We start from the raw sequence: 22,355 nt of genomic DNA on the forward strand, positions 1-22,355 counted from the left end.
AAAACAAGGAAGAAACTCCCTTAAACTAGAAGAAAAAGGGATTTTCAGCCAACTATGACAGCATAACGCCCCTTGCATGCTCCAAAACGTGCTCAAAACAAAAAAAGAGGGAGAAATCCGCGGGTTTCTCCCTCAAAAAATTACCATGGTAGACATCTGGTAGACCGCCTCCGAAAAACAGCAAAAAGAAACCGCCGGAAACCCTTGGCGCGCAAGGCTTCCCAGCGGTAGACCTGGTAGACGGCTGGTAGACCAGAATGAAGTCCATGCAGGCAGGGCGAGGGCTGCAATGGGTTACAACTCAGCAGGCGGGGGAATGGGTGTCCGGCTGTGTCTGCATCCTGTCTTAGATAATTTATACACAATAAGTTCAAATAGTGCTGGGAGTGTTTGCACCTTTTTCATGGACTTTTTCCATTGTCCATGGTACAATAAAGTACTTATAGGGGATTAACCCTGTCCCATTTACTTTTAATATGGAGGAACATCCATTGAAAACCGATATTTTGGGCATACAATTTGACAACCTCACCCGGGAGGAGGCCAAGGAGGCGGGGGCGGCTCTGCTCCACTCTCCGGAGTTCCACTATGTGGTTACGCCAAATCCGGAATTTATCCTGGCCGCCGACAAGGATCTGGAATTTCAGAAGATCCTCAACCAGGCAGACCTGGTCCTTCCGGACGGAATCGGGGTGGTGTATTCCGCCAAAATTTTGGGGACACCCTTAAAAGGACGGGTGGCCGGATTTGATTTTGCCTGCGACATGCTGGATGTGCTGGATGAGATGGGAGGGCGCCTCTACCTGCTGGGGGCCAAGCCCGGCGTGGCCGAGGAGGCGGGCCGCCGCATTTTAGAGAGCCACCCTAACATCGTCTTGTGCGGCACCCATGACGGGTATTTCAAGGACTCTGACCCGGTGGCCCGGGAGGTGGCACAGGCCCAGCCTGATCTGCTGTTTGTGTGCCTGGGGGCGCCCAAGCAGGAGAAGTGGATCTCCCGCTTCGGCCTGATCACCGGGGCCAAGCTGGCCATCGGTCTGGGGGGCGCCTTGGACGTGTTTGCCGGCAACGTGGAGCGCGCCCCGGAGCAGTGGCAGAAGGCAGGGATGGAGTGGGCCTACCGCCTGAAAAAGGAGCCCAAGCGCATCGGCCGCATGGCCAAGCTGCCCCTGGTGCTGGTGAAGGCGGCCGGGCGGCGGGTAACCGGCAAGGGCCGCCAGGGGGTCCTGTGATGGCCGGAAAGCTGATTGTCTTCGAGGGAACGGACGGCTCCGGCAAGTCCACCCAATTTCAAAAGCTGTGTCAGCGGGTCTCTCAGACGGGAAGGGAATTTCAAAAGCTGGTCTTTCCCCAGTACAGCGAGCCCTCCTCCGCCCTGATCCGCATGTATCTGAACGGGGAGTTCGGCCCCCGCCCGGAGGACGTCAACCCCTACGCCGCCTCCGCGTTCTACGCGGTGGACCGGTACGCCTCCTACAAGAAGGTGTGGGGGACGTACTATGAGCGGGGCGGCCTGATTCTCACCGACCGCTATACCACCTCCAACGCGGTCCACCAGACGGTGAAATGCCCCCCTCAGGAGCGGGGGGAGTTCCTCCGGTGGCTGGACGACTTTGAGCATACAAAGCTGGGACTGCCCCGGCCCGATATGGTCCTCTATCTGGACATGCCCACCGACCAGGCGGTGGCCCTCCTGCGCCGGCGGGAGGCGGACACCCATACCCGCGGGGACATCCACGAGGTGGACACCGCCTATCTGGCTTCCTGCCGGGAGAGCGCCCTTCAGGCGGCCAAGCTGCTGGGCTGGAAGGTCATCCCATGTGTGGATGCCTCCGGCACGCTGCGCCCGGTGGAGAGCATTCAGGAAGAAGTCTGGTCTCTGGCGGCCCCTCTGCTGTGACAGCCGGGCTGTCCGTGTGAATGAAAATTAAGGAGGTCTTTTGATGGTCTATTTATTCCTGGCCCCCGGCTTTGAGGAATCGGAAGCCGTTGTCCCCGCCGACCTGCTCCGCCAGGCGGAGGTGGAGACGGCCCTGGTCTCCCTGTCGGGAAGCACCGTCACCGGGGCCCACAACATTACGGTCCAGGCCGATCTGACGGTGGATGAAGTGGATCTGGATCAGGCGGAGATGCTGGTGTTCCCCGGCGGCGGCACTGGCGTGGAGAACCTGTGGAACGACGACCGGGTGTCCGCCCTCATTCAGGAGGCCGCCCGGCGGGACATCTGGTTGGCTGCGCTGTGCGCCGGGCCCATTCTGCTGGGGCGTTGGGGATTGCTGGACGGCCGTCAGGCGGTGTCCTACCCTACCCGGCAGGACCAGCTGGGCAGGGCCCTGGTCTTGCCCGAGGCCCGGGCGGTGCTGGACGGGAAGTTCGTCACCGGACACGCCTGCGGCTCCTCCTTTGACTTCGGCCTGAAGCTTGTGGAGGCCCTCCGGGGCCGGGAGGCTGTCAAGATCATCAATGACCGCATCTTCTACCACCGCTGAGGAAAAGGCCTGTCTGCGCCGCCAAGTCCGCGCCCAGCTGGCCGCCCTGTCCCCGGAAAGACTCCGGGAGAGCGACCGGGTCCTGTTTGAGGCCTTTCTGGCCCTGCCCCAGGTGGAGGAGGCCAGCAGCCTGTTCCTGTTCTGGGGGATTCCAGGCCGGGAGCCCGAGACGGAAATCCTGGTCCGGACCTTGACCGCACGGGGAAAGCGGGTGGGCCTGCCCCGGATGCTTCCGGAGCGGGGGATGGAGGTCCGCCTGTTTCAGCCGGAGGTCCCTATGGCGCAGGCGCCCTTCGGCATTTGGGAGCCCCCGGAGAGCGCCCCGCTGCTGAAGCGGGAGGAGATCCAGCTGGCCCTGGTTCCCGCGGTGTGCTACGACCGGGACCGGTACCGTCTGGGCTTTGGCGGGGGGTACTACGACCGGTGGCTGGCTGGATTTTCCGGTTTCACGGTGGGCTTGTGCCGGGAATGCGTGCTTCAGGCCCAGATGCCCCGGGAGGCCCACGACCAGCGGGTGGACCTTTTGCTGACGGAAATGCACCGGTTCTTCCGCTGAGGCCGGCCCATACGGAAAAAAGCGGGGCTTACGCCCCGCTCTCCTCCAAGGATGGACCTCAGCAGCCGCAGCCGTTGTCACAGCCGCCGCAGCCGTTGTTGCAGCCGCAGTTGTTGCCGCCCCAGCTGTTCCCGTTGCCGCAGCAGCAGCACAGGATGATGATCAGCAGGATGATCCACAGGCAGCCGCTGCCGCCAAACCCGTTGTTCCCACAACACATATTCATTTCACCTCGCTTGCCTCGCCGGGGGGAGCTTTCTCCTTCCCGCGCGTTCTGGTATAGTCTATGGCGCCTTCCTGTCCCAGGTTCTGCTGGGCGGAAAATTTTTCTCGGTTAGGAGCTGACCCTATGGCACAAGAACAACGCAGAACCGGCGATCAGCCGGAGCGCCGATCCCGCGCTTCCGGACGGTCCCGAACGACTCAGAATCGCGGCGGCCGGAAAAAAGGCCGCGCCGCGACGAGCTTTGCTCTGCTCTATGTGGTGTTTGTCATCGGAATTTCCGCCCTGCTGGCCTGTATCGGCTGGGTGGCCGCCAACGATGTGCTGGCCCTGAACAAAGAGCAGAAAACGGTTACCGTTACCATTTCCAGTGAAGACAGCTTTGGCGATGTGGCGGACATGCTCAAGGAAAACGGACTCATTGAGTACAAGTCTCTGTTTAATCTGTTTGCCACCTTTACCGGGAGCAAGGATGAGGTGGTGCCGGGCACCTTCACCTTGAACACCAACATGGACTACCGGGCCCTGCTCACCGGCATGAGCGCCAATTCCTCCAGCAAAGCCACCATCTCCGTCACCATCCCGGAGGGCTATACCATCGACCAGATCTTCACCCTGCTGGAGGAGCGGAATGTGGCCAGCGTGGAGGACCTCCAGGATATGGCCGCCAACCACGACTACGCCTTCTCCTTCCTCCAGGATATCGAGCTGGGGGACTACCACCGGCTGGAGGGATATCTGTTCCCGGACACCTATGAGTTCACCACCCCGGAGAACCCCCTGTATGTCATCAACAAGATGCTGGTGCAGTTTGATGCCAAGGTGACGGACGAGATGCGCCAGGAGATCCTGAACAGCGGCCGGTCCATCCATGAGGTGCTCACGGTGGCCTCCATGATTGAAAAGGAGACCGACGGCAGCGACCGGGAGACCATCGCCTCGGTCATCTACAACCGTCTGAACAACCCCAACGCCTCCGCGGGCACCAACGGCTATCTGCAGATCGACGCCACCCTGGCCTATATCAACGGAGGGAACGTGCCCACCGACGCGGACCGGTCCATCGACTCCCCCTACAACACCTACCTCTATCCCGGCCTGCCCCCCGGACCTATTGCCAACCCCGGCATGGAGTCCATCCAGGCGGCCATGAACCCCGCAGACACGTCCTATTACTACTATGCCCTGGGGGACGACAACACCCACCACTTCTTCCGCACCTACAGCGAGATGCAGAGCTTTATGGCCTCGCAGGAGCGGTACAGCAATTCTTAACAGTTTGGAAATGGGCCCCGGAATGTTCCGGGGCCCGTTTTTGGGAGGTATTTCCTTGAACGAGAAGAAAATTGAGCTTCTGGCCCCGGCGGGGGACATGGAGCGGCTGGAGATGGCCCTGGCCTACGGGGCCGACGCGGTCTATCTGGCCGGCACCACCTTCGGCATGCGCTCCTTCGCGGGCAATTTCAGCCCGGAGGAACTGAAGACCGCCGTGGAGCTGTGTCACGGCAAGGGCGTCCGGGTCCACGTCACCTGCAACACCATGCCCCGGAACGAGGAGGCAGCCCGCCTGCCTGAGTGGCTGGAGTACCTGGACAGCCTGGGGGTGGACGCGGTGATCCTGGCCGACATGGGGGTGTTCTCCCTGGCCGGGAAGTACGCCCCCCATGTGGAGCGGCACATATCCACCCAGGCCAGCGTGGTCAACTACCAGTGTGCCCGGGCCTGGTACGACCTGGGGGCCAAGCGGGTCATTCTGGCCCGGGAGCTGTCCCTGGACGAGATCCGGGAGATCCGGGCCAAGACCCCCAAGGAGTTGGAGCTGGAGGCCTTTGCCCACGGGGCCATGTGCGTGAGCTACTCCGGACGGTGCCTGCTGTCCAACTACATGACGGGCCGGGACTCCAACCGGGGGGCCTGTGCCCAGCCCTGCCGGTACCAGTATGCCCTCATGGAGGAGAAGCGCCCCGGGGAGTATTTCCCCATTTTTGAGGAAAATGGGGAAACTTACATCCTGAACTCCCGGGACATGTGCATGATCGACCATGTGGGGGAGCTGATGGAGGCGGGACTCAACTCCCTCAAGCTGGAGGGGCGGGCCAAGTCGGCCTACTACGCCGCCATCGTCACCGGAGCCTACCGCCACGCCATCGACGCGGCTATGGCGGGGGAGCCCCTGGACCCGGTGTGGCGGGACGAGGTGGAGCACATCAGCCACCGCCACTACTCCACCGGCTTCTACTACGGACAGCCGGGGCAGTTTACCGAGGATTCCCGGTACATCCGGGACTGGCAGATCGTGGCCAAGGTGCTCTCCTGCGACGGAGAGGGCAACGCCCTGCTCACCCTGAACAACAAGTTCTCCACCGGGGACACCCTGGAGCTGGTGGGCCCCGACGTGCGCCCCGTGTCCTTCCAGGTGGGGGAGCTGCGGGACGAGGAGGGCAATGTGCTGGAGCAGGTGCGCAAGCCCCAGATGCGCTTCACTCTGAAGCTGCCCCAGGCGGCCCCGCCCCTGTCCCTCCTCCGGCGGCAGGTGGACCTGACGCCGTAACATAAGATCCGATGCAGAAAAACGCGGAAGTCCCTCTGGGCTTCCGCGTTTTTTGTATCACGGCCTCTCAGTCAAACATGTTGTAGAGGACGATCCGGCTCACTTGGTCATTTTCAAAGAAGAACAGCAGGGCGGGGCCCAGATCCATGTAGCTGTCGCAGTACCACAGAAAATCCTCCTCCGCGCTGTCGTACAGGTGCCAGTAGTCTCCGTCCCGGAGCTCCGGATACAAGTTTTGCACCATGGAGCGGCTGTCCCCCACCTGGATTCCCCGGTAGGTGCGCAGGTCAGTGCGGGTGGTCTCGATAGACTGGACAGTCCAGCGGTCCTCCGAAGCGTGGTAATATCGCAGGGCGGTGAAGCCATCCACACTCCAGCGGTCCCAGTAGTCCCCTGGGTTATAGATCGGCTCCCCGTTTTCCAGAATTTCCACCGCAGGCTCGCCCCCCTGGACCAGATAGGGGGGCTCCTGCCAATCCCCCAGCCCAACGGGAGCGGAGGCGTTGTCATACAGCAGGGAGGCGTCCGCGTCCATCAGCCCAAAGGCCTCCTGGAAGGCGGCATCCCGGGCGGATTTTCCCGTATGGGCCGGGTACTGCCCCAGCAGCCGGAGGAAGGAGCCGTCAGCCCCGTCTTTCTGCAAAACAAGGTAGTCTGACATGCCCTCCCCATAGTAAGCTCGGAAGGTCACCTCATAGGCGATATTTCTCATCGCTCCGTCGGCCATCTCATCTCCATAGACAATGGACTCGATGGCGACTGCGTTTTCTGGAAGGACCTCGGGGGCCGCTTCGCCCGGGAAATAGATTTGAGAGTAGCCCTGGCTTTGATAATACTCCGCAATCAGTCGGTCCCGCTCCTCCAGGCCGCCCCAGGTCTCCCGGGGGAGTGACACCTCCTCCCGGTCCCCCTGAGCCCAGGCCAGCACGTCGCCCACCTGTCCGGTCTCCTGGTCAAAGAGGAGGACGGCGGAGAGCCAGCCGCCCTCTCCAGCTTCGGCCCGGCCGTCGCAGAAGGCCAGCAGGGAGTAGAGGGAGTCCCCCTCCCGCTGTCCGGGGACGGGCTCCTCCGCTTTCATAGACACGATGTGGTACAGGGCGGAGCGGTTGCCGGCGCTCCAGGCGTTGCGGCTGTCCCGGGTGAAATTCTCCACCCACACCCGGGTCTGGTAGGGGATGGGGATGGGCAGGTCCCCCTCCTCCGGGATGTAGAAGTTCTCACTGTGGTCCACCGCCCACTGGGGCCCCACGCCGCGGAGCACATCGTAGTCCGTCTCCACAAACACATCCACCCCGCCGGGGGCCAGCAGGGCCAGGTGGTCCTCCCAGTAGTTCTTATAGTCGGCAAAAGCCTGGGAACTCTCGTCCCGCAGGTCGCCCTCCACCGGCCAGGTCCAGGTAAAGTCGTCGCCCTCCAGACGGATCAGCCCGGAGCTGCCTTCCGAAAGGCCCTGGTGCATGCCGTTGTGGGTATACAGCAGGCAGTTCTCCCCATTTTGCTGGAAGGTGGTGACATACGGGGTGCCGTAGTAGGTCCCCTGCTGGTACACCGGAGCGGTGAGCTCCCCGGTCTCCCGGTCCATCACCCCGATGAGCAGGGTATCGCCCAGCCGGTGGGAATAGGCGGCCGCCCCCAGCAGGTAATCCCCCTGTTGAATGGAGGCCAGCAGGCGGGGCTCATCCCCCTCCTCCCGGATGGACTGGTCCTCTGCCGCCAGCAGGGACAGCAGAGTCTCCTCCTCCTGGGACAGGGAGACAGCCGGGGACTGGGGCTGACAGGACACCAGCCCCCCGCACAGCAGAGCCAGGGCGCAGGCCAGGGCCAGAAGCAGGATAGGCGGGCGTTTCGTTTTATACTGGAAGATATTCCGAATGCGGTCCTCCGCCTCCCTGGCCGAACCGGACAGGGGAGTGGAGAAGGGGGAGCGGGGGAAGGAGGTGTTTTTCATAGCGCATACTCCTTTGCAGAGTGGGGGGCGCCTGGCCCCTTATAGAAGACGGGTCAGGGTGATCTGGCGCACCGTGTCCCCATCCAGATAGAACAGGAGTGCCAGTCCCCGGTCCTGCTCTAAATCCTCCGCGATCCACAGGCAGTTCTCCTCGTTGAGGGAGGGGTTCCGGTCCGAGTGGGATTTGGCCTCCGGGTAAGCGGCCAGCACGTCCTCCCGGCTGTCCCTCACCCGCACGCCCCGCCAGGTGGCCACGTCGGTGCGGGTGGTGTCGATGAAGCGCAGGGTTTCAGAGCCGTCAGAGGCTAGGTGATAGTAGCCGGCGGAAAAATTTTCCCATTCATAGGTGAGCCAGTAGTCCTCCTCGTTCTGGGTCAGGCTCTCGCCGGGCCGTTCGATGCGGGTCCCGGGTTCGTCAAAAAACAGAGTGCTGGTCTCTATCCCCAGACCGGCGGGGGCATCCCATCCATCCCGCCACAAGGAGTACTCCAGGTTCCACAGGCCGTAGTCCTCCCCTGTGACGGGACTGGCGCTGGTGTCCCCAATGTCCTCAGAGGCGGGCTCCTGGTTGGGAGGAGCTGGAACGACGGAGCTGCCGCCGGGATATTCGGATGAATCGGGGGCAGGAGAGCTGGAGGTAACAAATCCGCCTTCCGGTTCCCCGCCGTTAAAATACCACTGACACCACAGGGGCGCGTCCACCCCAAACAGCTGGTCCAGCTGTTCCTCCGGCGGCACCAAGGGGGCCGCTGTCTGGGCGGCATAGTCATAGCGGGAGAGGGAGCCGTTGTCCCAGCAGTAGAGGTGTGCCCAAGGGTCGTATTCCCCGCCGGTTTCGGTGGGGGCAAAGCCGGTGGTGACGGACAGGTAAAACACCACATGGCCGTCCCCGCAGATGCGGAAGCCCAGAATGTGGGCGGGCTCCAGGATGGAGACGGGGGTGAGGGTATCGGGGAGAACGCTGTCCGTGTTGTCGGTCACATACTGGTCCAGGCCGGAGCAGAGCAGGTCCTCGGTAAGCCCGGCCAGCTCCAGGGCCTGCTGGGTGGTCACCAGGGTTTGCTCCTCCCTGTCATAGCACCAGGTGCGGATGTCTCCGTCGGTGCCGTAGCTGCCGTAGCTCTGAAAAAGGATCAGGTTCAGATACCGGCTCGTCTGGGTGGGGTAGAAGAGGCACTGCTGGGATGTGTAGACAGTCTCCTCCCCCGGGGAGTCCTGGACCCAGGCGTATTCCTGTGCCAGCTCTGCCAGGTCCCGGTTGATGGAGGCCTCCGCCTCGTTGAGTTCTCCGCCCTCTGGTGGGACCAGGGTGGGGACCTCAATGTAGTTGAGGCTGGTGTCATAGTACTGAATGGCCATGGCGATGCCCGGCCCGGCGGCGGGGGAGACGCTTCCGCCCGAAGCGGGCTGGCAGGACACCAGCCCCCCGCAGGACAGGGCCAGGATGCAGGCCAGGACGAAGAACAGCAGGGGCGGGCGCTTCTTTTTGTATTGGAAGATATTCCGAATGCGCTCCTCCGCCTCCCGGGCCGAGCCGGACAGGGGGGTGGAGAAGGGAGAGCGGGGGAAATTGTGCGGCATAGAAAAGCTCCTTTCAAGAGGTCGAGAGATCAGGAGAAGAAGCCGGTTCCTCCCTCCAGGTTGTAGAGGCCGTAGCACCTCAAAGTGTCGCTGGCCGAGTGGAGGGTGTGGCGCTCAGGCCACCAGGTCCAGAAGTCGTACGCACCGTAGAGCTCCGTTCCGGGAGCGTGGCCTGTGGCTTCCGGGGTATAGAGGATGAACTGCGCCCCGGACGAAAGGGCGTTCCCCTCCTCGTCGTCAAAGCCGTAGGGGGCGCTGGAGATGTAGTGATAGCCCTCCTGGTCCCACTCCTCCCCCACCGGGCGTTCCGTGTCCAGTACCAACTCGTCCAGGGTGAGCAGCCAGGAGGAATCGGTGAGCTGCACGAAGTCCCGGAAGGTCCCGTGAAATTGGCAGACCGACACGAAAGTGAGGTCAGAGTCGTGGTAGTTCCCGGTAAAGGAGCCGTCCGGGCGGAGCTCCAGCACGGTGGACCAGGCTCCCGCGCCGCTGCGGAACGTCATCTGGAGGGGCTCCTCCAGGGGAAGGGCCGCCGTTGCCCCCAGAGGGGTCTGGGCCTGGGTCAGGGCCTCCTGGAAGGCCGTCAGCGTTTCGGCCAGGGACATTCCGGCGCTGGGGGTAAAGTAGTCTGGAAAATCGTCCAGCCAGCTCAGATCCACCGCCGGGGCGGGCTCCGTCCGCAGCGACCCGTCCGCCTCGGACAGCTGGACGCTGTGAGCCAGCAGCTCATCCAGCTCCTCCACAAAGGCGGCGATGTCCTCCGGGTCGAACTGGTGGAAGGGGGCGTAAAAGTTGAGATCAAAGTTGACGCTGTTCCACTGGATAGTCTCCCCAAACTCGCCGGAGTGGTCTGAGAGCGCATAGTAGTATTGGAAGCTGCCCGGGACGTTTTCATTTTCCACTGTGGCAAACCGCAGCAGGTAGTCCATCCCGTCCAGCGTGCACAGGCAGTCTCCTGAGATCAGCCGGAGAAACTGCTGGCCGTCTTCCCACAACTGAATTTCCGAATCGCCGCCGTCCCTCACCAGGCGCACCTCCTCCGGAATGCCGTTGTGGTTCAGGTCGGGGGACAGCGCCGACGGACCGCCGGTCTCCGGGGAGGCGGAGGCCGGTGCGGCAAAGCCGCCCTCCGGCTCCCCGCCGTTAAAATACCACTGGCACCACAGGGGCGGGTCCATCTGAAGCAGTTCCTCCGCCGGGACCAGGGGGTGAAGGCCGTCCGCCGCGTACTGGTTGTAGAGGGAAAAGACGCCGCCGGACCAGACATACAGGTTGTCCGAGCCGCTGACCGCGTCGTTGACCCAGTCTTCCCGGTCGTCTACCCGGGCGGTGAGGTAGAAGATGGGCTGGCCGTCCGCCCCCATGCGGAAGCCCTCCAGCGTCGGGAACTGGATGGCCAGGTCCACGGGCGGGTTCTCCGGGGCCTGGTTTTGGGTGAGCTCCTGGGACTGCCGCTCCAGCTCCGGTGCGTACTGGTTGGCCAGCGCCTGATAGAGCCCCTCCTCGGTCTGTCCGACGATGGACAGCGCGTCTTCTAACGTAAGCTGCCGCCCCTCCTGCCGGTCATAGACCAGGGTGAGCACATGGCCGGAGTTTAAGTCGGTGGAATACGCGTCCCGGAAGAAGACCAGACTCAAGTACCGGTCCGTCTGGGTGGGGTAGAGCAGGCAGTGATTTTCGATCACGGGGACATACTCCGGATACGTCTGCGCATTGAGCGCATCGGGTGACCCGCTCTCCAGGAGGGAGAGCAGCGGGGCGTAGTCCCCTTTCAGTTCCGCCAGGGCCTGGTTGATGGCGGTCACCCCCTCGTCCGGCTCCACGCCGCCGGGCAGGGCCAGCATGGGGATTTCGATATAATTTCCCCGGGTGTCGTAGTATTGGGTATCCATCACCAGGATGGAAGACTCCGCATGGGCAGGCTGGCAGGACACCAGCCCCCCGCACAGCAGAGCCAGGGTGCAGGCCAGGACCAGAAGCAGGATAGGCGGGCGTTTCTTTTGATACTGGAAGATATTCCGAATGCGGTCCTCCGTCTCCCTGGCCGAGCCGGACAGGGGAGTGGAGAAGGGGGAGCGGGGGAGGGAGCGGAGCAGTCTGCGGGACATGAAAACACCTCTTTTGGAGATAGGAGTTAGGAGATAGAAGATAGGAGATACGGAGGCAGGGCCTTAGAAGCGGTAGAAGAGGTAGCCGTCCTCGTCTCCATAGGGCGTGCCGCCCGCCTCGTACTCCTCCTGAGTGGCGGCCTGCATGACCTGGCCGTCCTCGGCGATCCACAGAAGCCGGTCGGCGCCGGAGGCGGATTCCGCGGAGGCGGGCAGGCTTCGGGCGGACAGCTCCGGGTCGCCCAAGACGTATGATCCATCCTGGAAAACCACCGGACAATCTACAACCACCGGGTTGGACAGGGGGGCTTTCGAGGGGACCAGGGCCAGGGTGCACCAGATTGCGCCGTCCCGCAGGTAGAACTCCACCTGGCTGCCGCCCCAGAGGGTGCCCTCCAAAATGGGGGCCCCCTCCACCCAGCTCTCGTCCAGAATCAGCAGCTGGTTATCCGTGGCCACATAGAGGGCCAAGGTTTCCGGGTCATAGGAGGCGGAAATAGTAGTTTCCAGCGTGCGCGGATTGGGCGTGCGGTCCCTCATAGTGTCCGGCTCAAACAGGTGTAGACCTTCCACCCAAGATTGAGAGCCATGTTCATAGGCCAGGGCAAAGGCCAGCTCCTCCCGCCCGTCCCCGTCAAAATCCCCGCACCACAGTTCCGGGGCTTCATAGGCCCATAGATTGGCGCTCCAATCCAGGGAGCAGTAGGCGTTGTGTTTTCCGGAGTGGACGATGACCCCGTATAGCTTGTCGGAGGCGTTCAGGCCGGGGGTGTAGTCATCAAACTGAATGACGCCGTAGAGCGCCGCGTCCCGCTCTGTGTCCTGGGACAGGAGCCACACCGTCTCATTCCAGCTCTCTGATTGGGAGAAGTCCTCCAAATTTACCGGAGTGGTGGGGGGATCGTCTATTCCTAGGCCGTTTGCAGCCAGGTTATCCAGGAACGCAATATTGGTATCATTATAGTCCTGCGCTGACGTAGTGGGTATCACCACGTCCAACGGCTCTCCGGGCAGAGCCGTAAAATTGGGGAATGGGATATCTGTCCCGGTTTCCTGGGCTTGGCAGGACACTAGGGAGCCGCAGGACAGGGCCAGGGCGCAGGCCAGAAACAGGGCCGGCACCGGCGGGCGCTTCTTTTGATATTGAAAGATGTTGCGGATGCGGTCCTCCGTCTCCCTGGCCGATCCGGAAAGCGCGGTGGTGAAGGGGGAGTGAAAGATAGAAGTAGACATAGGGCACCTCTCTTTAAATTTCTGAATCGGAAATGGAAGCAGACTGTGGTCTGCCCGCCCCGGTGAGGGCGGACACGGCGCTTAAAATGGTTCGGCCGTAGGCGGCGTGCTCCGCCGGCGGGAGGTGTTTCAGGGCGCTCTCGTCACAGGAGAGCTCAATGTCCCGGTCCATGGTGCGGGCGGTGAGCCACACCAGGGGGTTAAACCAGTGGAGGGCCCGCACCCACAGGGCCAGGGTCTTGCGGAAGATGTCCCTGCGGCGGAAGTGGGTGAGCTCGTGGAGGAGGGAAAACCGCAGGGCGTCCCCGGCGGGCGGGTTCTCCGGAAGGAGAAGGGCGGGCCGGAACAGCCCGGCCAGCATGGGGACGGCCAGGCCGGGGCAGGAGAGCAGGCGGGGGCGGCGGTCCAGCCCCAGCTGGTTGCCCAGGGCGTTGTAGAGGGCCAGAATGTCCGCGTCCCGGACGGGGGCGGCCCAGCGGTTCAGATACCGGCAGAAGCGCAGGTGGGAGAGCAGGTTCCAAATCAGGACCACCGCGGCCCCCAGCAGCCAGAGACCGAAGATCAGCTGGGAGAGGGACAGGGCAGGGGCGGCTCCGGCCTCCGGTTCCACCGGAGCGGAAGAGGAGGCTGCGGGCTGCGCGGGCCGGAGCACCACCCGGTCCTCCACCACGGGCAGCTGAATGGGCGCCTGCTGTGCGGGGCGGTCGGGGAGCAGCGGGAGTGGGACGGCCAGGCGCAGGCAAAGGACCAGCCAGACCCAGCACCGCCACCGGGCGGCGTACCGGGCGTGGGTGAACCGGGCGGTGAGCATCAGGATGAGAGCCACCGCCCCTCCGCCCAGAGAGAGGGCGGCCAGGTGGATCAGAAAGTCACTCATGGGATTCGCCCCCGCTCAGCTCGTCCAGCAGGTCCCGCAGGTCCTCCAGGTCCTTCTGCTCCAGCCCTCCCTTGGCCAGGGCGGCCACAAAGTTCCGGGGGGAGCTGCCGTACAGCCGGGAGAGCACCATCCGGCTGTCAAAGGCCAGATAGTCCTCCCGGGAGACCAGGGGGGTGTACCGGTTGCTCTTTCCCTCCCGGCGCACGGACACAAAGCCCTTGTCCGCCAGGCGGTTCAAATAGGTGTTGATGGTGTTGGGGGACCACTGAAAGTCGGTCAAAGCGTGGTCCAGGGCGGCTCGGGGGGTGTCCGGCCCGGAGGCCCACAGGGCCTTCATCACTTCCAGTTCGGTGTCCGGCAGTCGTTTCATAGTGCATCGCTCCAATTTACGTCAAATGTAGTTGATAAGAACATACTACACTTGAAGTGAATCCCGGTCAAGTTACAGAGTAATGACAAAATCGCCCCGAACGGCGCTTCGTTCGGGGCAATTCAACTGTCTATTCTCAGAGCGGAGAGGAGGACGTAGCCCCGTCCCACCGACACCGGGACAGGTCCACCCGGCCGTCGGGGAGGAAGGGGATGCCCTCCGCCTCCAGAAGCATCCGCTGGATGCCGGGACCACCGAACACGTCCGGCGGGCTGAGGCGGCCGTCTCCGTAGATGACCCGATGGCAGGGGAGCCTCTCCGGGGCCCGGGCCATGGCGCCCCCCACGATCCGGCTGGCCCGGGGCCGTCCGGCCAGAAAAGCGATCTGACCGTAGGTGGCCACCCGACCGGCGGGGATCTGTGCGGTTACCTGATAGACCGCCTGATAAAAGCTGGACGCCATGTCAGCGCCTCCCTTCCCGCGTGCTGGCCTGCCGCTGTCTTCTCTCCTACCTTAGCACAGGCGTCCTCACCGCGCAACCGTTGCTTTCCCCGTCCGTGCAAAAGAATTGTATTTCCCCCAAGAGTGTGGTACAATAATTCAAATACTGACAAAATGCCCCGAAGCGGGGCGGAGACGAGGTGCCCCATGGACCATCCATTTCGAAGCGCCGCCCTGGGCGGCTTTAACCGGCAGGATGTGCTGGACTATTTGGAGAAGATGTCGGCGGAGAACGCCCAGCGGCAGCAGGAGCTGCAGCAGAACCTGGAAGCGGCTGAGGAGGAGCGGCGGCAGCTGGCCGCCAAGACGGCGGAGCAGGAGGAACAGCTCTCCATCCTCCACCGGGAGCGAGACAGCCTGAGCCAGCAGCTGGAGCAGGCCCAGCAGGCCCTGGCCGCCAGCCAGGACCGGGAGGAGGCACAGGAGCGGGAGCTGGCCGCCCTCCGGCAGGAGCGGGACAGCCTGAAGGACAAAGTGGCAGCCCTGGAGCCGGAGGCCGCCGCCTATGAGGCCGTGAAGGAGCGCACCGCCGGTGTGGAGCTGGAGGCCCACTGCCGGGCCCAGAACATTCTGGACCAGGCCAACGGCCAGGCCAAGGACCTGCGCCGGAGCATGGAGCAGTGGATGGGCCGGGTGGAGCGGGAGTACGACGCTCTGCGCAGCGAGGTGGAGTCCACCGTCTCCCACGCGGCCGACCAGCTGGAGAAGGCCAACAAGTGCCTGGACCGGATGACCGCGCTCCTGTCCGATCAGGACGTGGCCCTGGAGGCCCTGTCCCAGGCCTATGACAACACCGACCCGGAGAAGGTTCCCGCGCCGGTGCCCCTGAATGAGGACTGAGGCCGCATCCGGCGCGGCGGGAGCGGGGAGGGGGCGGCTGCCTCCTCCCATTGGTTCCCCGGAAAAACCAGTTTTTCCAGAAAAATGGATGAGCTTTAGCCCTGTTTCGTCTTGGGGAGAGGAGAATTTTTCCTGGGTCCGGCCCCCTTGGATTCCAAGCTTTTTTGCGAAAAATTCCGTTCCCTCATCCCAAAACACCGGGAGATTTTATTCCGCTTGAAATTTGTCCAATCTCATAAATTAACAGAATTTTAACTGGAAAAACTGTATAAAATGCCAGTATACTTTCCCCTTGCTTATCGCCCTAAAAAACGATATAATTTGAACGGTACATAATCAGTTCAGACCGATTTATGCCCACCGCAACAACAGGGAGATTCTCTGTGTTGCGCTTTTTCTGGTCATCGTTTGTTAATTTTCTAACAAAACTGCTTGTGTCCCGTCAAAACGGTCAGGATATCTGTCCGAAGGAAATCAAATTTTAGGAGGAAAGACAATGAAGGTTGCAATTTTCGGCGCCGGTACCATGGGCCGCGGCATCGCTCAGGTGTTTGCCGCCAACGGCCATACCGCTCTTATGTACGCCAGCAGCATCGCCTCCGCCCAGCGTCACCGGGATGAACTGGACGCATCTCTCCAGAAGCGCGTGGCCAAGGGGAAAATGCCCCAGGGGGCCAAGGACGCCCTTATGGCCAACGTCTTTGTGGAGGAGGAGTCCGCGGCGGCGGATGCCGATCTGGTCATCGAGTGCATTGCGGAAGAAATGGGTCCCAAGAAGGAACTGTTCCACCGCCTGGACGAGCTGTGCAAACCGGAGACCGTCTTTGCCACCAACACTTCCTCCCTGTCCATCACGGAGATGGGCCACGGCCTGAAGCATCCCCTCATCGGCATGCACTTCTTCAACCCTGTGCCCAGCATGAAGCTCATTGAGATCATCCGGGGCGTGAACACCCCCCAGGAGACCTTTGACTTCACCTATAAGCTGGCCCAGGATATCGGCAAGGAGCCCGTTGAGGTAGCCGAGGGCCCCGGCTTTGTGGTCAACAAGCTGCTCATCCCCATGATCAACGACGCCATCGGCCTGGTGGAGTCCGGCACCGCCTCGGTGGAGGACATCGACAAGGCCATGCGCCTGGGCGCCAACCACCCCATGGGTCCCCTGGCCCTGGGTGACTTTATCGGCCTGGACATCTGTCTGGCCATTATGAACACCCTGTACGATGAGACAGGCGATTCCAAGTATCGTCCTGCCCTGCTGCTGAAGAAGATGGTCCGCGGTGGTCTGCTGGGCGTCAAATCCGGCAAGGGCTTCTACGATTATTCCAAGAAGTAAAAAATTTAGGAGGACTGGAAAATGGATTTTCATCTGACTAGAGAGCAAGAGATGGTCCGCAAAATGTACCGTGAGTTTGCGGAAAACGAGGTCAAGCCCCTAGCCGAGGAGCTGGATGAGGAAGAGCGCTTCCCCATGGAGACCGTCGAGAAGATGGGCAAGCTGGGCATGATGGGCATCTACTTCCCCAAGAAGTACGGCGGAGCCGGCGGCGACGTGCTGTCCTACGCCATGTGCGTGGAGGAGCTGTCCAAGGTGTGCGGCACCACCGGCGTTATCGTGTCCGCCCACACCTCTCTGTGCTGCGCCCCCATCTATGAGCACGGCACCGAGGAGCAGAAGATGAAGTATCTGCCCGACCTGCTGTCCGGCAAGAAGATCGGCGCCTTCGGCCTGACCGAGCCCAACGCCGGTACCGACGCCTCCGGCCAGCAGACCACCGCCGTGCTGGAGGGCGACCACTACGTCCTGAACGGCTCCAAGTGCTTCATCACCAACGGCACCGTGGCCAGCACCATCGTGGTCTTCGCCATGACCGACCCCAAGGCCGGCAACCACGGCATCTCCGCCTTCATCGTGGAGAGCTCCTTCCCCGGCTTCTCCGTGGGCAAGAAGGAGAAGAAGATGGGTATCCGCGGCAGCTCCACCTGCGACCTGATCTTCGAGGACTGCATCGTGCCCAAGGAGAACCTGCTGGGCAAGGAGGGCCAGGGCTTCAAGATCGCCATGCAGACCCTGGACGGCGGCCGTATCGGCATCGCCGCGCAGGCTCTTGGCCTGGGCGAGGGCGCCATTGACGAGGCCGTCAAGTACACCCAGGAGCGCGTTCAGTTCAAGAAGCGTCTGAGCCAGTTCCAGAACACCCAGTTCCAGCTGGCCGACATGCACACCCGCATGCAGGCCGCTCAGTACCTGGTGTATGCCGCCGCCTGCAAGAAGGAGAACCACGAGCCCTACTCCGTGGACGCCGCCATGGCCAAGCTGTTCGCCGCTGAGGCCGCTTCCGACGTCACCCGCCGCGCCGTGCAGCTGTTCGGCGGCTACGGCTATACCCGTGAGTACCCCGTGGAGCGCATGATGCGCGACGCCAAGATCACCGAGATCTACGAGGGCACTTCCGAGGTCCAGCGCATGGTCATCTCCCGTGCCATGGGTGTGAAATAAGATAGGAGGCAGATGGAAATGAAAATCATTGTTTGTGTCAAGCAGGTCCCCGATACCTCCGGTAAGGTGGCCGTGAATCCCGATGGTACTCTGAACCGCGCCTCCATGGCCGCTATCACCAACCCCGACGACCTGAACGCCGTCGAGGCCGCTCTGGTCCTGAAGGAGCAGACCGGCGCCGAGGTGGTTGTCGTCTCCATGGGTCCCCCTCCTGCCGAGGGCATGCTGCGTGAGATCATCGCCCGGGGCGTGGACCGCGCCGTGCTGATCTCCGGCCGTGAGTTCGGCGGCTCCGATACCTATGCTACCTCTCAGATCATCGCCGCGGCCATCAACAAGATCGGCCTGGACGAGGACGACGTGGTGTTCTGCGGCCGTCAGGCCATCGACGGCGACACCGCCCAGGTGGGTCCCCAGATCGCCGAGAAGCTGGGCATCCCCCAGGTCTCCTACGCCGCTGAGATCACCAAGGAGGGCAAGACCCTCACCATCAAGCGGATGCTGGAGGACGGCTACATGACCATCAAGGTCAACACCCCCTGCCTGATCACCTGCATCAAGGAGCTGAACACTCCCCGCTACATGAGCGTGGGCGGCATCTTCGAGTGCTATGAGAAGCCCTATGAGGTTCTGGACTACAACGCTCTGAAGGACGATCCCCTGATCGACCCCGCCACCATCGGTCTGAAGGGCTCTCCCACCAACATTCTGACCTCCTTCACTCCTCCTCAGAAGGGTGCCGGCATGATGCTGGAAGGCGCCGACAAAGAGACTTGCGAGAAGCTGGCCGGCATTCTGGCTGCCAAGCATTTGATCTGATAGAAGGGAGAACGGAAGAATATGTCTACTTTCAACAGTGCTGATATCGCTGCCTTCAAGGGCGGCGTGTGGGTATTCTGCGAGCAGCGCCAGGGCAGCATGATGCCTACCTCCTTTGAGCTGATCTCCGAGGGCCGCAAGCTGGCCGACGAGCTGGGGACCAAGCTGTACGGCATCCTGCTGGGCCACAACATCGAGGGCATCGCCAAGGAGCTGGGCGGCTACGGCGCTGACGGCGTGTACGTCTGCGACCACCCCCTGCTGGAGCACTACACCACCGACGGCTACACCAAGGTCATCTGCGACGTGATCAAGGAGTACAAGCCCGAGATCATGCTCATCGGCGCCACCAACATCGGCCGTGACCTGGGCCCCCGCTGCGCGGCCCGCCTGCACACCGGTCTGTGCGCTGACTGTACCCACCTGGACGTGGATATGGGCATCTACAAGGACTTCCTGCGTGAGGCCTCCACTCTGGCCCCCGAGAAGATCGACGCCCTGAACACCGCCATCGTGCTGGGCGAGAAGCACGACGTGTCCCGCGACCTGAAGATGACCCGTCCCGCCTTCGGCGGCCACCTGATGGCCTCCATCATCTGCCCCCGCTTCCGTCCCGCCATGGCCACTGTGCGCCCCGGCGTGATGAAGAAGGCCCCCTTCGATCAGGCCAAGGCCGACGCCTGCGAGATCATCAAGCCCGAGTTCTCCCTCACTGAGGACGATATGGAGACACAGGTGGTCGAGGTCGTCAAGGCCGCCAAGAAGCTGGTGGACCTGATCGGCGCCGACGTGGTCGTCTCCGTGGGCCGCGGCATCTCCAAGGACGTGGAGGGCGGCATCAAGCTGGCCGAGGAGCTGGCTGAGGTTCTCGGCGGCGTCGTGGGCGGCTCCCGTGCCACCATCGACTCCGGCTGGCTGTCCGCCGACCACCAGGTCGGTCAGACCGGCAAGACCGTGCACCCCAAGATCTATGTGGCTCTGGGCATCTCCGGCGCCATCCAGCACAAGGCTGGCATGCAGGATTCCGAGTGCATCATCGCCGTGAACAAGAACGAGACCGCTCCTATCTTCGAGATCGCCGACTACGGCATCTGCGGCGACCTGTTCAAGGTCACCCCCATGCTGATCGAGGCCATCAAGGCTGCCAAGGCCGCGAAGTAAGTTCGTCTCCCATACAGCAATTTCAGCCCCGCATCCAACTGGATGCGGGGCTTTTTGCGTCTCGCGAAAGCTGCACGGGTGCAAAAGATTCTGCGGGATTCTCTTTGAAACTTCTGATTTGCTAAAATTTTATTCCTACAAAAAGAAAAATAAAATTAAAGATTGACTTTAATAAAGTTAAATGGTATACTCCAGATACAGAGAGGAGGCGGTGACTGCATGGCAATCGAGACCGTACCCGAGTGGATGGCCGGGCTGGAGGACGAGGACCTGGTGTTCATCAAAAAATTTGTGCTGGCCTCCGGGTCATTGAAGGAGATGGCGGGGGAGTACGGGGTGACCTACCCCACCGTGCGGCTGCGGCTGGACCGTCTGATCCAGAAAATCAAACTGGGCGAGGACACTGCCGCCGACCCCTATATCGGCCTCATCAAGCGGCTGACCGTCAACGAGAAGCTGGACTTCGACACCGCAAAGGTGCTCATCAGCGCCTATAAGAAAGCGAAGGAGGAATTATAAATGGCGATGTGGTCTGTATTTGGAATAATAGGCCTTTTGATAGCCTTAATTTCCATTCTTCTGCCGGTGGCGCTGGTGGTGGCACTCCAGGTGTGGCTGTGCAGGCGGAAGACCCGCTGGCTGGGCCTGATTCTGCCAGTCCTGAGCTTTCTGTTCAGCCTGCTGCTGGTGTTCAGTCTTGGCGCTTTTGGACTGATCCAGACGGGCAGCGGCGGTTCCATGACCCTTGATGAGAACGGCCAGGTAATCCAGCAAACCATCACAGAGAACGGCATGATCACTACCTATGACGGGGAGGGGAACATCCTGGATCAGTACCCCGACCCCGATGCCCAGGAAAAACAAGCGGCTCAGGAAGAAATATTCCGACACCTGCTCCCCTCAGCGGTCCTGCTGTTCCTGGTGGGCAACATCCCCACGGTGGTGCTGGGGGGCATCTGGCTCCACTACAAAAACCGCCGGGACTTTCAGGACGAGATCAAGAAGATGAACATCCAGGACCTTGGATGACGAAAATATGAAACTCAGGAGCTCCAAATTCGCCCGAACCGCCAGAGGGACGGAAAAGGGAGGCGGCTCTTTTTGGGGATTCTTGCCCATTGATAAGAAAGAGAAGGGAGAGGAATAGTATGGCAATCGCGTCTCTGTTTGGAGTGGTCGCTCTGCCGATTGTACTCATTGGCGTTTTACTTCCGATTGCCTTGATAGTGGCCCTCCAGGTGTGGCTGTGCAAACGGAAAAACCGCTGGCTGGGGCTGATCCTGCCGGGGCTGAGCCTGCTGTTCAGCCTGGCAATGCTCCTGAGTGTGGGAGTGTTTTCCCATGTGGGGACTTCTGTCGTCTCCTATGACGAGCATGGGACTGTGGTGGAGGAACACCATGAGGAGTCCCATCCCGGTTTTGGCGCGGAGACCTTTGCGCTGATGGGGGTAAACTTTTTGATCAACAACATCCCCACGGTGGTGTTGGGGGGGATCTGGCTCCACTACAAAAACCGCCGGGACTTTCAGAACGAGCTAAACAAAATGAACATTCAGGACCTGGAGTGATTCGGTTTCCGGAGGTTCCAGGTCAAAGAGGAGGAAACACCTATGTTTATCCTGCTGCTGATTTTGTCCCCCGTCATTCTGATTTTTGTAGGCCTGCCCCTGATGGCGGTGATCACCGTTCAAAAGCGGCTCTGCCGGAGAAATTCCAAATGGGTGGGGCTGATCCTGCCGGCGGCCGCTCTGGTGTACGGATTATTTCTGACGATCATCATGTCTGTGGTCATGTTTCACTACGATGGGCCGCCGATGATTACCACCACTGGATACACAGTGCCCGCCGGAGCGTCCTCCTCCTATGAGCCCTCTCCGGAGGATATATCGGTATCCTATTTTCCGGACCCGGAGCACCCTCTGACACCCGGTATGGTGGGGGGATTCCTGTTCGTGTTCAACATCCCAACTTTGTCTCTGGGGTGGATTTGGCTGAAAAGCCGGAGGGAGGAGCAGGTGAAGGCAGAAATGGAGAAAATGAAGGTCCAGGAATTAGAGTGAAGAAAATGTGAAATACGAAAGATACAAAATCTCTCAAAGGCACAAAGCAAAGAAAAATAGGAGTCAATCTTTTTGTGGAAGCCTCTAAAAAGGGCTGGGAGAACAAATTTTTTGGAGTTTTCCCTTGACATGGGAAAATACGGCGCATATAATAGCGCCATCAACAGCAAGGGCGCTGCGGCAAGGGAGCCGCGGCGCCCTCTTTGCATTTCTGCGAAGGTTGATACACCCAATACGGACAAAGGCATTGAGGGAGAAAAGTACCGCGGAGGCTCGGCCCCAGAGAGCGGGGGACGGTGGAAGCCCCGCGCAGGAGACTGCGGGAAGAACACTCCTGAGCTTCAAACAGAACGCCAAGGCAAGTATGGGAGACGGGGGCGACCGTTACATCGCAACGGCTTGTCAGAGCCGGAAAAGTGGTCCTCAGGTTGTGAGGGCAAGTTAGGTGGCACCGCGGAGCGCAGCATTCGTCCTAACCCGGAGGAGTTTCTTCCCCTTTTTGACACAAAGAGGGGTGGAAGGCCGAAGGGGAGAAGC

The 22,355-nt window shown here is 61.5% G+C and carries 23 protein-coding genes and 1 other annotated feature; of the genes, 15 read left to right on the forward strand and 8 right to left on the reverse strand.

The features are described 5' to 3' along the window. The first annotated feature begins 491 nt into the window (after positions 1-491). From H6B31_RS03040 to H6B31_RS03055, 4 genes are read left to right on the forward strand one after another with little or no spacing between them, the layout of a single operon-like run. On the forward strand, positions 492-1,232 hold the full coding sequence (locus H6B31_RS03040) for a WecB/TagA/CpsF family glycosyltransferase (protein ID WP_204897153.1): 741 nt from the start codon (positions 492-494) through the stop codon (positions 1,230-1,232). Continuing rightward, positions 1,232-1,900 carry a dTMP kinase gene (locus H6B31_RS03045; protein ID WP_204897154.1) on the forward strand — a complete coding sequence of 223 codons (669 nt, stop codon included), beginning with the start codon at positions 1,232-1,234 and terminating at the stop codon, positions 1,898-1,900. Before H6B31_RS03040 ends, H6B31_RS03045 begins: the two co-directional genes overlap by 1 nt. 43 nt (positions 1,901-1,943) lie before the next feature. After that, complete coding sequence (locus H6B31_RS03050; RefSeq protein WP_204897155.1) at positions 1,944-2,489, forward strand: DJ-1 family glyoxalase III; 546 nt, start codon at positions 1,944-1,946, stop codon at positions 2,487-2,489. Beyond that, a complete protein-coding gene (locus H6B31_RS03055) occupies positions 2,464-3,045 on the forward strand; it encodes a 5-formyltetrahydrofolate cyclo-ligase (protein ID WP_204897156.1) in 582 nt (193 codons plus the stop codon). Before H6B31_RS03050 ends, H6B31_RS03055 begins: the two co-directional genes overlap by 26 nt. Positions 3,046-3,103: 58 nt before the next feature. Here the strand turns inward: H6B31_RS03055 and H6B31_RS03060 are convergent, their stop codons facing one another. Beyond that, positions 3,104-3,271 (reverse strand): hypothetical protein, encoded by a 168-nt coding sequence (locus H6B31_RS03060; protein WP_204897242.1) that lies wholly within the window; start codon positions 3,269-3,271, stop codon positions 3,104-3,106. A 123-nt stretch (positions 3,272-3,394) separates the two neighbouring features. Here H6B31_RS03060 and mltG point away from each other — a divergent pair, with 123 nt between their 5' ends. After that, positions 3,395-4,543 (forward strand): endolytic transglycosylase MltG, encoded by a 1,149-nt coding sequence (gene mltG / locus H6B31_RS03065; RefSeq protein WP_204897157.1) that lies wholly within the window; start codon positions 3,395-3,397, stop codon positions 4,541-4,543. A gap of 22 nt (positions 4,544-4,565) precedes the next feature. Further along, positions 4,566-5,819 carry a peptidase U32 family protein gene (locus H6B31_RS03070; RefSeq protein ID WP_204897158.1) on the forward strand — a complete coding sequence of 418 codons (1,254 nt, stop codon included), beginning with the start codon at positions 4,566-4,568 and terminating at the stop codon, positions 5,817-5,819. A 67-nt stretch (positions 5,820-5,886) separates the two neighbouring features. On the opposite strand, the gene H6B31_RS03075 is transcribed toward H6B31_RS03070, so the two are convergent. From H6B31_RS03075 to H6B31_RS03105, 7 genes are all read right to left on the reverse strand, one after another. Next, entirely contained in the window at positions 5,887-7,767 is a 1,881-nt protein-coding gene (locus tag H6B31_RS03075; protein WP_204897159.1) for a hypothetical protein, read from the reverse strand. 39 nt (positions 7,768-7,806) lie between these two features. Then, a complete protein-coding gene (locus H6B31_RS03080) occupies positions 7,807-9,348 on the reverse strand; it encodes a hypothetical protein (protein ID WP_204897160.1) in 1,542 nt (513 codons plus the stop codon). Between the two features lie 29 nt (positions 9,349-9,377). Next, positions 9,378-11,456: a hypothetical protein gene (locus tag H6B31_RS03085; RefSeq protein ID WP_204897161.1), complete on the reverse strand. Its 2,079-nt coding sequence runs from the start codon at positions 11,454-11,456 to the stop codon at positions 9,378-9,380. Between the two features lie 63 nt (positions 11,457-11,519). Continuing rightward, a complete protein-coding gene (locus tag H6B31_RS03090; RefSeq protein WP_204897162.1) occupies positions 11,520-12,689 on the reverse strand; it encodes a hypothetical protein in 1,170 nt (389 codons plus the stop codon). A gap of 13 nt (positions 12,690-12,702) precedes the next feature. After that, complete coding sequence (locus H6B31_RS03095) at positions 12,703-13,566, reverse strand: M56 family metallopeptidase (RefSeq protein ID WP_204897163.1); 864 nt, start codon at positions 13,564-13,566, stop codon at positions 12,703-12,705. Further along, positions 13,559-13,936, reverse strand: a complete 378-nt coding sequence (locus H6B31_RS03100) for a BlaI/MecI/CopY family transcriptional regulator (RefSeq protein ID WP_204897164.1) — start codon at positions 13,934-13,936, stop codon at positions 13,559-13,561. The genes H6B31_RS03095 and H6B31_RS03100 overlap by 8 nt, the downstream gene beginning before the upstream one ends. Before the next feature lie 136 nt (positions 13,937-14,072). Further along, entirely contained in the window at positions 14,073-14,399 is a 327-nt protein-coding gene (locus H6B31_RS03105) for an MGMT family protein (protein ID WP_204897165.1), read from the reverse strand. Between the two features lie 186 nt (positions 14,400-14,585). Here H6B31_RS03105 and H6B31_RS03110 point away from each other — a divergent pair, with 186 nt between their 5' ends. The 9 genes from H6B31_RS03110 (at position 14,586) to H6B31_RS03150 (ending at position 21,818) form a co-directional block, all read left to right on the forward strand. Next, complete coding sequence (locus H6B31_RS03110) at positions 14,586-15,278, forward strand: hypothetical protein (protein WP_204897166.1); 693 nt, start codon at positions 14,586-14,588, stop codon at positions 15,276-15,278. A gap of 496 nt (positions 15,279-15,774) precedes the next feature. After that, positions 15,775-16,614: a 3-hydroxyacyl-CoA dehydrogenase family protein gene (locus H6B31_RS03115; RefSeq protein WP_204897167.1), complete on the forward strand. Its 840-nt coding sequence runs from the start codon at positions 15,775-15,777 to the stop codon at positions 16,612-16,614. A gap of 21 nt (positions 16,615-16,635) precedes the next feature. After that, entirely contained in the window at positions 16,636-17,778 is a 1,143-nt protein-coding gene (locus tag H6B31_RS03120) for an acyl-CoA dehydrogenase (protein ID WP_087289050.1), read from the forward strand. Between the two features lie 18 nt (positions 17,779-17,796). Continuing rightward, positions 17,797-18,597, forward strand: a complete 801-nt coding sequence (gene acrB / locus H6B31_RS03125; protein WP_087289048.1) for an acryloyl-CoA reductase electron transfer subunit gamma — start codon at positions 17,797-17,799, stop codon at positions 18,595-18,597. A 21-nt stretch (positions 18,598-18,618) separates the two neighbouring features. After that, on the forward strand, positions 18,619-19,758 hold the full coding sequence (gene acrA / locus H6B31_RS03130) for an acryloyl-CoA reductase electron transfer subunit beta (protein WP_087289046.1): 1,140 nt from the start codon (positions 18,619-18,621) through the stop codon (positions 19,756-19,758). A 219-nt stretch (positions 19,759-19,977) separates the two neighbouring features. Next, positions 19,978-20,277: a DUF2089 family protein gene (locus H6B31_RS03135; RefSeq protein WP_204897168.1), complete on the forward strand. Its 300-nt coding sequence runs from the start codon at positions 19,978-19,980 to the stop codon at positions 20,275-20,277. 36 nt (positions 20,278-20,313) lie between these two features. After that, positions 20,314-20,787 carry a hypothetical protein gene (locus tag H6B31_RS03140; protein ID WP_204897169.1) on the forward strand — a complete coding sequence of 158 codons (474 nt, stop codon included), beginning with the start codon at positions 20,314-20,316 and terminating at the stop codon, positions 20,785-20,787. Between the two features lie 119 nt (positions 20,788-20,906). Continuing rightward, positions 20,907-21,326 carry a hypothetical protein gene (locus H6B31_RS03145; RefSeq protein WP_204897170.1) on the forward strand — a complete coding sequence of 140 codons (420 nt, stop codon included), beginning with the start codon at positions 20,907-20,909 and terminating at the stop codon, positions 21,324-21,326. A gap of 42 nt (positions 21,327-21,368) precedes the next feature. Next, the gene (locus H6B31_RS03150; protein ID WP_204897171.1) at positions 21,369-21,818 is read left to right on the forward strand and encodes a hypothetical protein; all 450 of its coding nucleotides are present in this window, start codon (positions 21,369-21,371) and stop codon (positions 21,816-21,818) included. A gap of 238 nt (positions 21,819-22,056) precedes the next feature. Beyond that, positions 22,057-22,296 (forward strand) — a binding site (T-box leader). The last annotated feature ends 59 nt before the right edge of the window (positions 22,297-22,355 follow it).

Source organism: Pseudoflavonifractor capillosus (genome assembly GCF_016899775.1).
Taxonomy (GTDB): Bacteria; Bacillota; Clostridia; order Oscillospirales; family Oscillospiraceae; genus Lawsonibacter.

Bases quoted from the DNA above. Each gene is read 5' to 3' on its own strand.
- H6B31_RS03045 (WP_204897154.1), top strand. From the start codon at position 1,232: ATGGCCGGAAAGCTGATTGTCTTCGAGGGAACGGACGGCTCCGGCAAG.
- H6B31_RS03050 (WP_204897155.1), top strand. From the start codon at position 1,944: ATGGTCTATTTATTCCTGGCCCCCGGCTTTGAGGAATCGGAAGCCGTT.
- H6B31_RS03055 (WP_204897156.1), top strand. From the start codon at position 2,464: ATGACCGCATCTTCTACCACCGCTGAGGAAAAGGCCTGTCTGCGCCGC.
- H6B31_RS03060 (WP_204897242.1), bottom strand. From the start codon at position 3,271: ATGAATATGTGTTGTGGGAACAACGGGTTTGGCGGCAGCGGCTGCCTG.
- mltG (WP_204897157.1), top strand. From the start codon at position 3,395: ATGGCACAAGAACAACGCAGAACCGGCGATCAGCCGGAGCGCCGATCC.
- H6B31_RS03070 (WP_204897158.1), top strand. From the start codon at position 4,566: ATGTTCCGGGGCCCGTTTTTGGGAGGTATTTCCTTGAACGAGAAGAAA.
- H6B31_RS03075 (WP_204897159.1), bottom strand. From the start codon at position 7,767: ATGAAAAACACCTCCTTCCCCCGCTCCCCCTTCTCCACTCCCCTGTCC.
- H6B31_RS03080 (WP_204897160.1), bottom strand. From the start codon at position 9,348: ATGCCGCACAATTTCCCCCGCTCTCCCTTCTCCACCCCCCTGTCCGGC.
- H6B31_RS03085 (WP_204897161.1), bottom strand. From the start codon at position 11,456: ATGTCCCGCAGACTGCTCCGCTCCCTCCCCCGCTCCCCCTTCTCCACT.
- H6B31_RS03090 (WP_204897162.1), bottom strand. From the start codon at position 12,689: ATGTCTACTTCTATCTTTCACTCCCCCTTCACCACCGCGCTTTCCGGA.
- H6B31_RS03095 (WP_204897163.1), bottom strand. From the start codon at position 13,566: ATGAGTGACTTTCTGATCCACCTGGCCGCCCTCTCTCTGGGCGGAGGG.
- H6B31_RS03100 (WP_204897164.1), bottom strand. From the start codon at position 13,936: ATGAAACGACTGCCGGACACCGAACTGGAAGTGATGAAGGCCCTGTGG.
- H6B31_RS03105 (WP_204897165.1), bottom strand. From the start codon at position 14,399: ATGGCGTCCAGCTTTTATCAGGCGGTCTATCAGGTAACCGCACAGATC.
- H6B31_RS03110 (WP_204897166.1), top strand. From the start codon at position 14,586: ATGGACCATCCATTTCGAAGCGCCGCCCTGGGCGGCTTTAACCGGCAG.
- H6B31_RS03115 (WP_204897167.1), top strand. From the start codon at position 15,775: ATGAAGGTTGCAATTTTCGGCGCCGGTACCATGGGCCGCGGCATCGCT.
- H6B31_RS03120 (WP_087289050.1), top strand. From the start codon at position 16,636: ATGGATTTTCATCTGACTAGAGAGCAAGAGATGGTCCGCAAAATGTAC.
- acrB (WP_087289048.1), top strand. From the start codon at position 17,797: ATGAAAATCATTGTTTGTGTCAAGCAGGTCCCCGATACCTCCGGTAAG.
- acrA (WP_087289046.1), top strand. From the start codon at position 18,619: ATGTCTACTTTCAACAGTGCTGATATCGCTGCCTTCAAGGGCGGCGTG.
- H6B31_RS03135 (WP_204897168.1), top strand. From the start codon at position 19,978: ATGGCAATCGAGACCGTACCCGAGTGGATGGCCGGGCTGGAGGACGAG.
- H6B31_RS03145 (WP_204897170.1), top strand. From the start codon at position 20,907: ATGGCAATCGCGTCTCTGTTTGGAGTGGTCGCTCTGCCGATTGTACTC.
- H6B31_RS03150 (WP_204897171.1), top strand. From the start codon at position 21,369: ATGTTTATCCTGCTGCTGATTTTGTCCCCCGTCATTCTGATTTTTGTA.